Genomic DNA, 14,047 nt, shown 5'->3' with positions numbered 1-14,047 from the left:
CGCTGAAGCGGATTAGGCAAACAATAGAATAAAAAATAAATTTAAACAACTAACATATCCAAAGAATTCGCTGGGTACACAGTTTTTTCTGCGTTATCCGCGACGTCTGCGGGCCATTTTTAAACAACTTATATAATCCAAAGTAGTAGCTGGTCCGCTGATTTTTTCTGCGTCATCCGCGACATCTGCGGGTCATTTTTAAACAACCTATATAATCCAAAGTAGTCGCTGGGTACACAGTTTTTTCTGCGTCATCCGCGACATCTGCGGGCCAATTTCTGTTATGATAAAGAATTATGATCCTCTAAAGTACAAAACCCCCACAGGCAACCAACTCACCTGCAAAGGCTGGGTACAGGAAGCAGCCCTGCGCATGCTCTTAAACAATTTAAACCCCGAGGTGGCCGAGCGCCCCGACGACCTGATAGTATACGGCGGTCGCGGCAAGGCAGCCCGCAATTTTGAAGCGCTGGACAATATCATCAAAGCATTAAAAGTGTTGGAAGAAGATGAGTCGCTGCTGATACAAAGCGGCAAGCCCGTGGCCATGCTCAAAACGCATAAAGATGCACCCCGTGTATTACTCAGCAACAGCCAGCTGGTGCCCAACTGGGCCAATTGGCAGCACTTTGACGAGCTGGAAAAAAAAGGCCTGATGATGTACGGCCAGATGACCGCCGGCAGCTGGATCTACATAGGCTCGCAAGGCATTGTGCAAGGCACCTACGAAACCTATGCAGCATTAGCCAATAAACACTTCTTGCCCCCCAGCCCCCTAAAGGGGGAGCAGGGTCTCACGGAAAGTAACACTTCGCTAAGTTCAGTTCCCCCTTTAGGGGGCGGAGGGGGCTCCCTTCGCGGTACATTAAACGTTACCGCCGGCCTCGGTGGCATGGGTGGCGCACAGCCCCTGGCCATTACCATGAATGAAGGCGTGGCCCTGGTAGCCGAAGTAGAGGAGTGGCGCATTGATAAAAGAATAGAAACAAGGTACCTGGATGAAAAGCACACCAATATAGACGATGCCATTAATGCAGCTATGCATTACCGTAAGGAAGGCATTGCCAAAAGTATCGGCGTATTGTGCAATGCGGTGCATTTGCTCGATCGTCTGCTGCAAAGGGATATCATACCCGATACCCTCACCGACCAGACCAGCGCCCACGACCCACTCATTGGCTATGTACCTCACACCCTCACCAACGAACAGGCCAATGTGCTGCGTACCACAAACAAAGAAGAATACCTGAAGTTGAGTTACGAAAGCATGTACCTGCACGTAAAATTAATGCTGCAATTAAGAGACAAGGGCGCCATTACATTCGACTATGGCAACAACATACGTGCACGTGCATTAGAATACGAAGAAAAGAACAAGGCGCAATTGGCAGACTCCAAAGTTCCCCCTTTAGGGGGCGGAGGGGGCCTATTCCCAGGCTTCGTCCCCGCCTACATCCGCCCCCTCTTTTGCGAGGGCAAAGGCCCCTTCCGCTGGGCAGCCTTGAGTGGCGACCCTGCAGATATCGCCGTAACGGATGAGGTTATACGCAATTTATTTCCGCACAACACATCGCTGTTGCGCTGGCTTGATATGGCACAGGAAAAGATCGCCTTCCAGGGCCTGCCCGCCCGCATCTGCTGGCTGGGCCAGGGTGAACGCGAAAAGGCCGGCCTTGCCTTTAACGAACTGGTACGCACCGGCAAGGTAAAAGCCCCCATTGTAATTGGCCGCGACCACCTGGATACCGGCAGCGTAGCCAGCCCCAACCGCGAAACCGAAGCCATGATGGACGGCAGCGATGCCGTGGCCGACTGGCCCATACTGAATGCCCTGGTAAACACTGCCGGCGGCGCCAGCTGGGTAAGCCTGCACCACGGCGGCGGCGTAGGCATGGGCTACAGCATACACGCCGGTATGGTGATTGTGGCCGATGGCACCGATGATGCGGCTGCAAGGCTGGCAAGAGTGTTGAGGAATGATCCGGGGATGGGAGTGATACGGCATGCAGATGCGGGGTATGATGTGGCGAAGGATACATTACGAAGAGAGCGATTGGATTTTAAGGAAAGATTGAAATAAAGTACGGTAGTACTACATGCTGTTTTATTTCTTTAAAGCAGCTGCCTCTTAATAGAAATGCAAATATTGTGCGGAATTAATTGATATTCTCAAAAACTAAATACATGAACTATTATTCGAGAATTTATAAATTGTCAACGCTCATCTTTATTTTGCTTTTTTGTGGTGGATGTTTGCAGAATAACCAAAAAGGAAGCAGTGATAATAATCAATCAATAACTTTAGCAACGCAGATAATTAAAAATTATACGACACAAGAATACAATGACTTAAAAAACAAATTATTTGACCCCTCGCTCTCTGAAAGAGCAAAAATATGGTATCCTGCTGCTGAAATGATTAGATCATTGACGGCGAATACATATTTAATCGTTGATTCTTGTTTTAAATTTTGTACAGAAAATAATTTTGACGAAAGTAAATCACGCTTGTTAGATATTCTTGGAAAATACAAAGCATCCGTGCTGGAAGTCAATCCCGAAATATGGAAATCATTTAGAGATGAATTCTCCACGCTGCTTGGCTCGGCAACGTTAAAAACTTTTATTTCTTCAAAAGCTAATAAGGAGCTCCAAGATAGAATAGATAATTCTATTTCAATAATTGAGAATAGGACAATTTCTTTCTGTAATTTAAAGACAAGTCCTGGCTGTATTTTACGACTTGAAAATTTTTCAGTTTTAATGGGACAAAACTCAAAACACTTTAAATCTGGCGAAAAAATAGAAATTACTGCTGGTGTTGGTTCGTTCTCAACTGCTTCACAACCTAAAATAAATATTGATAATGAGTTTGTATCCCTAAATAATTTAGGTTATGTTGAATTTAAAAAAGTTGTTAAAGGCTATATAGGCAGACATATAATTCCAGTAACGATTACCTACACTTCGCCTGATGGAATACTAAAGACAACTAAACAAGAAATTGAATATTTTATAGACCAATAGTTCAAGTCTCAAATGCGTACAACAAAAGGTTTGCCGTAAGGTTGCCCTTCTCTTCTGGCGCAAGTTCTCCCGCTTTAGCAGGACGACCGTGTCTCTTAATACCAGAAATCCCAAGCGTAGTTATAGGAGAAACCGCGGCCTTCTTTCCAAAAATACTGTTAATATTGCCTTGTATGTACACAATACGCTTACTCTTTTTCTTTTTTATTTTACAAGGAATTTTTAGCTGCAATTCCGACATAAGCTCTGAATGGCAAAAGTCTGAACCTATTGCTGATTCTGAATTACACGCCAAATTGGGGGACTGTTTAGTATTTTCAGATGCAGCTGGTTATAATTTTATTGGAACTATTTTAGCCTTCAATAAGAGTGAGGGGGGCATTTGGTATGCAATTACCTTCACTAACTTTTACGATTCTATAACTCCGACAACGAGCTGCATTGATACATTGAAATTAGATGCACGTAGGGTGCCTTATCATGGTTATGAAAATTTTATAACTGGTTTTTATGTTACGTGGGCCCGTGATACATTAATTGATGCGCATAAAAAAATTTTACTTGGGAATGCTGTTATTGAAAATAGTGGTAAATGGGAAATAACCGGTGAAGGGTCAGTTTCGACTTTCTCGCAATTTTTAAACTCTTATAACTTCTTTTATGAACGAAGGCTAACTACGCAAGAATTTAATAAAGATGAATTAAACACTACGTTCCATCCAGATACTTTAATTACATTTGCTGCAGGAAAAGAAGCCTTGAAAAATAATCAAATAATAAAAAGCAACCACTAAGATAGAGTTTGTTATTGCCTAATTGTAACTCGCAGGCGCAAGTCTTTCTGGCCTTAGGCGAGAGCGATTTGTGTCTACTAATTCCAGCGATCCTGAGCGTAGCCGAAGGAGCAACCGCGGCACACACTTGAAAGAATATAAGACCTGACCATTCCTCCATCCCCCAAAATCTTGTACCCTTTCCTCAATTTTTTGTCTCTCTTTCTAATCTCAAAAAACTCTAAATTTACTTTCTAACAATTCCAGCTCCACGAAGAAAACATCGCCTTGTACGAACGCATGCTGAAAGAAAAAGACGATATGATGGCCCGGCTGGAAAAACTGTTTGCAGGGCAGCAAAAGTAAATAGGCCCTCCCCGGGTCTTTCACAGTACACTCACAGGACATTTACGGGACACTTGCGGGACCCTAATGGGACTATAACCTTGTCATGGCGGTACTGCGGGGCAGGGCTATGCCGGGCCAACTCCCTGCCAACTCCCTTACCATGCGCTACTGGCGCAAGTCTTTCCCGCCTTTGGCGGGAGCGACTTGTGTCTACTAATTCTAGCGGTTTATAACCGCGGCATACCTTTTAAGAGAATAGCAAAACGTTGCCACTGTTTTCGCCGCCGTCTTGCTTTCAGCAAACGGCGTATGCTACTTTGCTTATGCCTGCTTTTGTTTTTTATTGTTACAGTCTTCTCATTGAGGCATTGTTCTTTTTTGCTTCTCCAAAAAAGAACCAAAAAAGGAGCCCGTCGAAGGATTACATCCCCTTCGACGGCGGGTTCCCTGATTGAGCTTTTGTACTACTGTAAACTGTGCATTTGTTCCCTGATCTAAGATGCGAAACTTTGACTTTAGTGCTACAGTTACTTCAACATTGAAGCCTGTGCAGGAGAAATTTTTATTTCCTGGTGTCTTCGTGCCTTCGTGGCTAATTGCACACGTAGTGTGTAAAGGGAAATAACATTCCCTTCGTTGTATGCAACAAATACTGTAACTTGAATGGCCAAATCCCAACCTGCGATCAACTGATCAAACCGGCCGCTGTCTCATTATTATTTAAACCTTAAAAGAATTGCCATGCCTAAGTATGTAATCGAAAGAGAAATTCCGGGAGCAGGTAAACTCACACCGGAACAGTTAAAAGCGATCTCTCAAACCTCCTGCGGGGTGCTGCAAAAGCTGGGGTCATCCATTCAATGGATGCAGAGTTATGTTACAGACGATAAGATTCTATTGCGTTTACATTGCACCCAATAAAGAGATGGTGCTGGAGCATGCCCGGCAAGGCGGGTTTCCTGCAAATGTGGTAAGTGAAATAGCCACCATTATTGACCCCACTACTGCAGAGTAAATGCAGCTTAGCTGGCAGGCATAATAGATGATGTCATCTGTTGCTTACATAAGTTTCAAAAGAGGCTTTCTTTTGAGTGGCTATCTTTATATATCAACAACCATTACGCCCCCGGCAAATAAATTCAATTCAATTAAACCCTGGTATGAGAAAAATAGTTTTCATGGTATTGTTGCTGCAAAGCAGCGCTGTTTTTGCTCAAAAAAATACGGTGGACAGTTTACAATCACAACTGGCTGCAACAAAAGATCCGCTGGATAGTTTCAGTATCCTGGTAAAAATATCCGAGATCAATTTTGTGTTGGGTGGGGGCGAGGCCGATGAAGCCACTGCCATACAATTTCTTTCTATTGCACAAAAACTGCACAATGATTCATTGCTTGCCATCAGTTACAACTGGATCGGGTCTTACTTTGCATTTACCAAAGGCGATAACACAGCCGCATTGGAATATTATTTTAAAGGGTTGCCGCTGGCTGTAAAAGCAAAAGACAAGCGGCGCATCAGCTCCCTGTATTTTGATATTTCACTCGTGTATTTTACCCTGCAGAATAAAGAAGAAGCGGTGAATAATTTACGCAAGGGCAATGAAAATCTGCCGGAGCCTTCGTCGTCCATGCATTTGTTCATGTTGATGCAATACCAGCGGGGCATGTCGCAGTATTATGTGCTTTCCAAGCAAAATGATTCTGCGCTGTATTATACGCAGCAGTTATCAGCCACCAGCACTCAATTGCACAGCCTTTCTTTTCAGTACGGGGCGCAGTATTTAAGCGGGCAGGTATACGAACAAATGGGGGATAAGGAAATGGCCGCGGTATATTTTAAAAAAGCGCTGGCCACAACACCATCGATAGAGAGCAGCGCCGGCCGGCTGAGTTTTTACGAGATCTACATTCCTTTTTTATTCAACAGCGGCGATATAACAGGGGCTTACGACCAGGCAAACCAGTTGATGCGATTAGGCCGCAGGGATAATAACAATAATATTAAACTTGCTGCTGCAGGATTTTTGCGCCAGGCATTCGATTCGCTGCACAAAACGGACAGCGCCTATTATTATGCAACAATGAAAGATGCGTTGAATGATTCTATTTTCAACCAGAATAATATTAATAAGATACAGGCGATGCAGTTCAATGAACAGCTCCGCAGTATGGAAGCCGATGCGAAAAAGGCCGAAGAAGCATTGCAGCGCAAACAGAATATCCAGTACGCATTGATCACGCTGGGCATCATCATTTTTGTGATCCTCTTTTTATTACTCAGCCGCACCATTATTGTAAATGAAAAATGGATCTCGTTCTTTACTATTCTAGGTTTATTGGTGGTATTTGAATTTATCAACCTGCTCATCCATCCCTGGCTGGCACATATCACACACGAATCTCCCGTATTGATGTTGCTGGCGCTGGTAATACTTGCAGCGTTGCTGATTCCCTTGCACCACCGCTTTGAGCATATCATCAAAGAAAAAATGGTGGAGAAGAATAAAGCGATACGGCTTGCTGCAGCGAAAAAGACAATTGAAAAATTAGAAAAGAAAGAGGGGGATAATTAAAGTATTCCTTCGCCGCCTCAGCACTGAGCGTAGCCGAAGTGCAGCCAACGGCGTATACATTTCGCTATCATCTCCGCCGCCGTCTTGCGCTTCGCTCACCTCTTCGCCGCCGTCTTGCTTTTAGCAAACGGCGTATTCTGCTATGCTTGTTCCTGCTTTAATATTTTATTGTTACAGTCTTCTTATTGAAGCATTGTTCTTTTTTGCTTCTCCAAAAAAGAACCAAAAAAGGAGCCCGTCGAAGGATTACATCCCCTTCGACGGCGGGTTCCCTGATTTGGCTTTTGTACTACTGTGGCTTCAGCATTTGTTCCCTGATTTATGATGCGAAACTTTGGCTTTAGTACTGATGTAGCTTTAGCTTTGGATCCTGGACAGTAACAGCTTTTATTTCCTGGTGTTTTCGTGCCTTCGTGTCTTTGTGGTTAACCCAAAAGCAGCACCAAATGCATCCACGCCGCCCCACCGGCGGAGGAGGTGAAGGCAACTGTTTTGAAAGAATCAACAAATAATTTGAGGATTCACTTTTCAGCAAATAAAAGATCAAAGGCAATGTTATGAGTAGCTTTTATTGCTTTATTATTCAAAAGCAATTATCTTTCCTGAGAGCGGAATGTTGTAAATGCAATAAATTGATACCAACAAACTAAAAATGCCAACATGGACATCAGGCGTATTATCCCCAACATATCCTCCAATAAAATGGACGAAAGCAAAGTCTTCTTTGTAAACTTTTTAGGCTTAAACATAGTGATGGACATGCACTGGGTGGTAACATTTGCATCGCCATCAAACCCCACGGCACAGATCAATATTGTACAATCCGATAAAGAGTTTGCATCCAATGATCATATCACCATAACAATGGAAGTAGCAGACGTAGATAGTCTGTTCGAAAAGGCAACAGCAGCAGGCTATGAGATCACTTATCCATTAACCAATGAACCCTGGGGATCTGTAAGACGCTTTTGGGTGAAAGACCCCAATGGTATCACCATTAATTTAATGATGCACACGCAATGATGAGCAACAGCAATACAATAAACAGGGCGAAATATTATACTAGCACAACAGTAAAAGTGTTTCAATTAACCATGCTATGCTTTTTGTTGGTGTTCAAAAGCAAGGGCCAGTTAGTTGCACAGATCACAAAAGATGCAAAAAGTATCTACGCAAAAGTGGAACTGAGATCAGCATACCAGGAAGCAGATTCAGCCTGGGTACGATCTGTTGAGGAAAGGATCAGTCGTTCGATGCGGTATGACAATGGCGCCAAAGAAGGAAAATACATTGTTTCCGTCCGGTTTGTGGTATCGAAAGACGGCAGTATTTCAGATATTGCTTGTGATAAAGATCCCGGCTTTGGTATGTGCCAGGAAGTGATGAATGCAATCAAGCGGTCCAGAAACTTTCTTCCCCGAAGCAGCAAGCAGCAGGTTGTAAGTGACACTGCTCACAAACAGTAATATTCCGTTTCCAGAAGTTGTAAATTTATGATGATTGATTTTTACTTAACTTCGGTACAACTTTAAATAAACCCTATTATGAATTTCAGGAAACTATTTTTTGCAGCCCTGCTGCTTTTATCACAGCAATCCTATTGTCAAGACACCGACAAAAGCAAATGTTCCATTTTGAAGAAAGGAAAATTTCTGTACCTGGATGCGGAGGATAAAACGGCTTATGTGGAGATGGATGGCAATCACCAAATTGAGAAAAGTGAAAAAACGCCTTATTATATTGAATCAACAGTGGAATGGGTAGATGATTGTACGTACATTATGACCATGACAAAGATCACCATTCCTGATTTCCCTTATGGTCCGGGCGATAAAATGAGGGTGGATATCACAAAAGTGGACGGCAAGATCGTTTATTATACTTCCACTGTAAACGGTACATCATGGAAGGGCAGGTTTAAAAAGATACACGATTAACGTTACAACCCTATTGAACGCTGTACGATACAAATTGAACCCATACAATGAAAACACTTATTACACTAATTGTTTTGACCTGCTTCATATCCTGCCAGGTAAGCATTAACAAAGACCATGTTGCAGCAGGCACAAAGCTGATGTCGGAAGGAGATTATTTTAATGCAGACCTGGAATTTGACGATGCTTTATTTGCGGACGATAATAACCTTGATGCTTTAAGAGGGTCTTACTATTGCGCCCTTAATATGGGGTATACCGACAAAGCATTGAAAAGAGCCAATAAGGTTATTGACTTAAGGCCGGATTCATGCGTGGGGTATAATGACAGGGGAACGATTTATCTTATTACAAAAGACTATGAGAAAGCATTATCCGACTTTAATAGTGTAATTGAAAAAGGTACAGACTATCCGGCAATTGCTTATTTTAACAAAGCTGAAGCCTTGAGCCAGTTAAATCAATTTGAAGCAGCTATACGATCCTACAATATTGTACTTTCTGTTGATAATAAAGATGCCAGGGCCTATTTTAAAAAAGGATTAGCGTTTTCAAAAGCCGGAAACAAAGACAGCGCCTGCACTTGTCTTAAGGCCGCTAATGAACTGGGCGACCCCGATGCGGAAAAAGCGATCAAGGAAATCTGTAAGTAAAACTCATCGACTTTATTGATGCTGGTGGCTTGTTCAAAAGATTCTTTCAGAGAAACCGCGGTATATATTTATTCTTACTACAGCTAATAACTATTATTTTCTCCACTTTATCATCGTGCTACTGTATCTGCAAACTATTTTCCGAAAGATAATTAGCAATAACCTTTTAATAGTATCGCAATTGTAAGCGTTTTTCCTGCCTTTAGTTTTGCGTCTCAAACAAAATAAAGTCATGAAAAAACAATTTGTATTCGTTGCAGCAATTGCTGCGTTCTCCGCATTCTTTTCTTGTAAAAAATCCGACACCCCTGCAGCGCCCACTGCTACACCGGCAGAAGGTAACTGGGTAGGTAAGTACGGATCAGGTGGTGCGCCACAAACATTTTATTATGCCTTCCAGTTCAATACCGGCGGTACAATGGTGGTAAAATCAAATGATGCCATACTACCGGATATGGGTACCGGAACATGGACCCTTTCCAATGACAGCATAAGGTCCACTTACACTTATACCAATGCAGGTTCCACCTTTTCCATGATCGGCAAATACGATGGCAAGTCCAATACCATTTCCGGTACATGGGGAGCAGGCACCAGTAATAAAGGTGGTGGCACATTTACTATCAACAGGCAGTAAGGAAGACAGGAGGCACTTTAATTTATTTATCAAGGAACTAAAGCTGAATTTACAGTAGCACTAAAGCCTCATCAGGGAACTGTCCGGCAAAGGGGATGTAATCCTTTGCCGGGCTCTTTTTTTGGTTCTTTTTTGGAGAAGCAAAAAAGAACATACTTCGGTAAAAAGACTGTTGCAAATTACTTATAGCGAATCTCGAATCATTAAACACCAACCGTTCCTCCGGAACGAAAAACACACCGCCCCATCCGGGGCTACCCACCAATCGTCCCTCCAGGACGCGGCCCTTTATGCCTTCGTGTCTTTGTGAGCAAACGCATATCGCCACAGGCGTTACGATCTCCTTCTCTTTCTATGTTCCCTATGTGCCTATGTGGTTAAGCCCTAAGTTGTGAACTCTTATGCATCTTTGTGAGCAAACGCATATCGCCTAGTGCGATACCATCCGCTCGTTTTTCTATGTTCCCTATGTGCCTATGTGGTCAACCCTAAGTTGTAAATTCTTATGCTTCTTTGTATCAAACAAAATATTTCCGTTGGCAATTGAATCAAATTTTAGACATAAATTTAACTCCTAGTATATTTTAAGCAGTAGCAGCTCAATCACTCAAACCATTATAATTGATAAAAAAACTCATCATACCCGTAATAGCAATTTGCCTTACAGCCTGTGCATCTAAAAAGCAAAACTATACTGTAGATAGTGCAGCAGCACAAACTATTGACAGTATTTTTAAAGCAAACAATGCAATGAAAGATACTGATATGACCCGTTTTAATTTTTACCTCGAAAATACTTTTGATGCTGAACAATTTGATAATAATGGCTTGGACCTGGCCTATATTTTAAAAGGCAATATCAGCGACAGCATAAAGGAATATAGTAGCGCTATGACAAAATGTTATTTAAGTAAAGATACCATCGTTTTAGTAGGGGGATTGTTTTACGAAAGCGGCTTCTTCGTCAGGCTCACCATTCATAATGATCAATGTAATGCACAACTGCTTTTGACAGGTTCAGAAAAAATATATTCCTTAACCTCCCGCCACGAAGATCTGCAAAAAGAAGTGATGATCAATTCTGATTCGCTTTCAATAACATTCACGCAAGAGCCTGTATATAAAAATGGCAGCACGCTTAAAGGAAAGATGCATATAAAGTTCCAACCGGTTTACGAGCTGGGAAAAGAGCATACGCTATTAAAAATACAACCCCAATTCGGAGTGGTGTTTGATGCCAAAGTAGAGCAATTGGAAGAGGAATGATATTAGTTACAACTTCTTCCGGGTAATCGGTACTCACTGTCTATTTCAGCAACAGTTATTTTTTATCCTCACCGGGAAGATTGCCTATATTATACTTTTGCTCAAAATCGGCAGCAGCTTCCTGCGCCGTACGTTGCGTGGCCCTGATCTCTTTCTCCCGGCTTGAAAAGGCAGAGATACATTTATCCAGTGTAGCCATTTTACCGGGCGCATCACTTTCAAGCGCATCAATAATAGTAATAAATTCGTGCTCATACAACGAAAGGAACAGCCTGTTTTCTGCAATGGCTTTTTCTTTTAGCTGAATGCTGTTGTCAATTTCTGTAAGACCGTTCAATGCAACAAAGCTTTTATGATTGGCCTGTATCGCATCATTCAATGATTGCCTGAGTGTGCGGGTGTCCACTTTTATAGCGTTATCCTGTTTTACTGCTTTCAGCGTTTCGGTCATTTTATCAATAAAAGCCTGTTGAATAGCTTTGTTGCTGCCTGTAGTGGCATCATGTATCTGCGTAGCAAATTGATTGGCTTTTGCTGTATCGGCTTTTTGGTCACAGGCAAAAAGAAAAGTAGCGGTAAATAAAAAAAGGAGAAGATATTTCTGCATACAATGTTATCGGGATTGGTTATTAAACAAAACAAAAGGTACACATTTTTTGCCAGGGCATTACCAACAAAAAACAATCCCGCTATGCCAAATACCAACCGTTCCTTCGGAACGGAAAAACACACCGCCCCATCCGGGGCTACCCACCAGTCGTCCCTACGGGACGCAGCCCTTTATGCCTTTGTGTCTTTGTGAGCAAACGCATATCGCCTCAGGCGTTACGATCTTCTTCTCTTTCTATGTTCCCTATGTGCCTATGTGGTTAAGCCCTAAGTTGTGAACTCTCATGCATCTTTGTCAGCATGCACATATCGCCTCAGGCGATACCATCCTCTTGTTTTTCTATGTTCCCTATGTGCCTATGTGGTCAACCCTAAATTGTAGGTTCTTATGCGTCTTTGTATGAAATAATACTTTGCCGCAGGCAATGCATCCACCACCTTCTTTTAAACGCTATCTTTTATCTTTGCCGCAAAAACTATATAGTACCATGCCCCCACGCATCCTCGCATTCAGCAGCTCCCGCACCGGTAACAGCGGTTACCTGCAAACAGCCGTACCGGTAATAAGCACATTTTTGGGTAACAACCCCGGCACCATTGCATTCATCCCCTTTGCAGCAGCAGATGGTAACTATGAAGCATACACGCAAAAGGTAAGAGCAGCATTACCGGATTACGAGATCGTTACAGTAACACACGAAAATGCCACAACAGCTATTGCAGCATCAGGCGTGGTAATGGTGGGAGGGGGCAATACTTTTAAATTACTGCACGACCTGTATAAAACCGGCGCATTGCAACTGGTACAGCAAAAAGTAAAAGATGGTACACCGTATATAGGCTGGAGCGCCGGCTCCAATATTACCGGCGCCACCATCTGCACCACCAATGATATGCCCATCATCAACCCCGGTAGTTTTGATGCGCTGCAATTTTTTTCTTTCCAGATCAACCCGCATTATTATAATGTTGTGGTGCCCGGCTTTAATGGCGAAACAAGAGACCAGCGGCTGGAAGAATTCCTGTTGCTCAATCCATCGGTACCCATTGTGGCTTTGCCCGAAGGCACAGCGCTGTTGTTTGAGAATGGCAGCCTGCAATTGACAGGCAGCGCCACCGCATTTATACTCAGGTATCAAAATAAAGCTTTGGTTAAAACTGCTCTAGAACCCGGGGAACTATTGGATGATTTGTTGTAAAGCAGTACATTTATCAATAGAAATCCCACCAACACGATCTCCGTATTTATAAAAACTTTTTTCCAATATTTGGGCTGCTGGGTAAGATAATTGGACTGTACAGCACAAACGTTTTTTCAGCAGCGGGATAATTTTGTATAAAATTGATCATCAAAAAAAGTTAGTTATGAATCCAAACAAAGCACTCTGGGAAAAAGGAGACTTTACCCAGCTTTCACGTCACATGCGCCAGAGCGGTGTAGCGCTTGTCGACACATTCGGCATCACCCAAAACATGAACGTATTGGACCTTGGTTGCGGCGACGGCACCACGGCCATACCCGAAGCAAAATTGGCCCACACTGTATTGGGCGTGGATATAGCCAGTAATCTTGTTGCGGCAGGTAATAAAAGGGTGGCGGAAGAAGGCCTGACCAATTGCAGCTTCCAGGAAGGTGATGCCACGGCACTCACCGATCTTAAAGACGATAGTTTTGATATGGTGGTATCTATCTTCGGTGCCATGTTTGCCCCCAAACCTTTTGATGTGGCAAAAGAAATAGTAAGGGTAACCAAACCCGGCGGAAAAATTGTGATGGGCAACTGGATACCCGGCGACCCTACACTGGTGGCGCAAACATTAAGAATAAGTTCGGCTTACACACCACCACCGCCCGAAGGATTTGTAAGCCCGATGTTGTGGGGTATACCCGAACACGTGGTGGAACGTTTTGAACAGGCCGGTATCAAAAAAGAAAATATCTCCTGCGTAAAAGACAATTTTACTTTCAACCCGCCATTTTCCCCGGCAGAATTCCTGGCAAGGTTCAGAACATTTTACGGACCTACCATGAATGCATTTGAAGCAGCAGAAAAAAATGGCAAAGCTGCTCAGTTGCAACAGGAACTGGAAGACCTGTTCAACAGCCAGAACAAAAGTGGTGACAGTAACAGTACGCATATTACTGCCACTTTTTTAAGGGTGACTGTTACAAAATAATTGTTGAAACAATGATAGAGAGTCGCTTTTACAAGCGGCTTTT

13 protein-coding genes and 1 pseudogene are annotated in these 14,047 nt (G+C 43.0%); 13 read left to right on the top strand and 1 reads right to left on the bottom strand.

Going from position 1 to position 14,047, the window contains the following annotated elements:
* Positions 1–283: 283 nt before the first annotated feature.
* The 11 genes and pseudogenes from hutU to QM738_RS22705 all read left to right on the top strand — a co-directional run bounded on the left by hutU (position 284) and on the right by QM738_RS22705 (position 11,217).
* On the top strand, positions 284–2,080 hold the full coding sequence (gene hutU, locus QM738_RS22755; RefSeq protein ID WP_462279064.1) for a urocanate hydratase: 1,797 nt from the start codon (positions 284–286) through the stop codon (positions 2,078–2,080).
* Positions 2,081–2,184: 104 nt separating this feature from the next.
* Complete coding sequence (locus QM738_RS22750; protein WP_462279063.1) at positions 2,185–3,027, top strand: hypothetical protein; 843 nt, start codon at positions 2,185–2,187, stop codon at positions 3,025–3,027.
* A gap of 173 nt (positions 3,028–3,200) precedes the next feature.
* Positions 3,201–3,821, top strand: coding sequence for a hypothetical protein (locus QM738_RS22745; protein WP_462279062.1), 621 nt, complete (start codon positions 3,201–3,203; stop codon positions 3,819–3,821).
* Positions 3,822–4,889: 1,068 nt separating this feature from the next.
* Positions 4,890–5,163, top strand: a pseudogene (locus tag QM738_RS22740) (DUF4242 domain-containing protein).
* A 145-nt stretch (positions 5,164–5,308) separates the two neighbouring features.
* Entirely contained in the window at positions 5,309–6,724 is a 1,416-nt protein-coding gene (locus QM738_RS22735; protein WP_462279061.1) for a tetratricopeptide repeat protein, read from the top strand.
* Positions 6,725–7,384: 660 nt separating this feature from the next.
* On the top strand, positions 7,385–7,747 hold the full coding sequence (locus QM738_RS22730; protein WP_462279060.1) for a VOC family protein: 363 nt from the start codon (positions 7,385–7,387) through the stop codon (positions 7,745–7,747).
* Between the two features lie 71 nt (positions 7,748–7,818).
* Complete coding sequence (locus QM738_RS22725) at positions 7,819–8,190, top strand: energy transducer TonB (RefSeq protein WP_462279059.1); 372 nt, start codon at positions 7,819–7,821, stop codon at positions 8,188–8,190.
* Positions 8,191–8,358: 168 nt separating this feature from the next.
* Positions 8,359–8,661: a hypothetical protein gene (locus QM738_RS22720; protein ID WP_462279058.1), complete on the top strand. Its 303-nt coding sequence runs from the start codon at positions 8,359–8,361 to the stop codon at positions 8,659–8,661.
* Positions 8,662–8,708: 47 nt separating this feature from the next.
* A complete protein-coding gene (locus QM738_RS22715; RefSeq protein WP_462279057.1) occupies positions 8,709–9,314 on the top strand; it encodes a tetratricopeptide repeat protein in 606 nt (201 codons plus the stop codon).
* Between the two features lie 232 nt (positions 9,315–9,546).
* Positions 9,547–9,951 (top strand): hypothetical protein, encoded by a 405-nt coding sequence (locus tag QM738_RS22710; protein ID WP_462279056.1) that lies wholly within the window; start codon positions 9,547–9,549, stop codon positions 9,949–9,951.
* 621 nt (positions 9,952–10,572) lie between these two features.
* On the top strand, positions 10,573–11,217 hold the full coding sequence (locus tag QM738_RS22705; RefSeq protein WP_462279055.1) for a hypothetical protein: 645 nt from the start codon (positions 10,573–10,575) through the stop codon (positions 11,215–11,217).
* 55 nt (positions 11,218–11,272) lie between these two features.
* On the opposite strand, the gene QM738_RS22700 is transcribed toward QM738_RS22705, so the two are convergent.
* The gene (locus tag QM738_RS22700) at positions 11,273–11,824 is read right to left on the bottom strand and encodes a hypothetical protein (RefSeq protein WP_462279054.1); all 552 of its coding nucleotides are present in this window, start codon (positions 11,822–11,824) and stop codon (positions 11,273–11,275) included.
* A gap of 490 nt (positions 11,825–12,314) precedes the next feature.
* On the opposite strand from QM738_RS22700, the gene pepE reads away from it, so the two are divergent.
* Both pepE and QM738_RS22690 read left to right on the top strand, forming a co-directional pair.
* A complete protein-coding gene (gene pepE, locus QM738_RS22695; RefSeq protein WP_462279053.1) occupies positions 12,315–13,025 on the top strand; it encodes a dipeptidase PepE in 711 nt (236 codons plus the stop codon).
* Positions 13,026–13,191: 166 nt separating this feature from the next.
* On the top strand, positions 13,192–14,004 hold the full coding sequence (locus QM738_RS22690; RefSeq protein ID WP_462279052.1) for a class I SAM-dependent methyltransferase: 813 nt from the start codon (positions 13,192–13,194) through the stop codon (positions 14,002–14,004).
* Positions 14,005–14,047 lie beyond the last annotated feature (43 nt).

The organism is Ferruginibacter sp., from assembly GCF_049840995.1.
Lineage (GTDB): Bacteria > Bacteroidota > Bacteroidia > Chitinophagales > Chitinophagaceae > Ferruginibacter.
The sequence above is the reverse complement of the archived record's forward strand: the minus strand, read 5'-3'. Positions and strand labels throughout refer to the sequence as shown.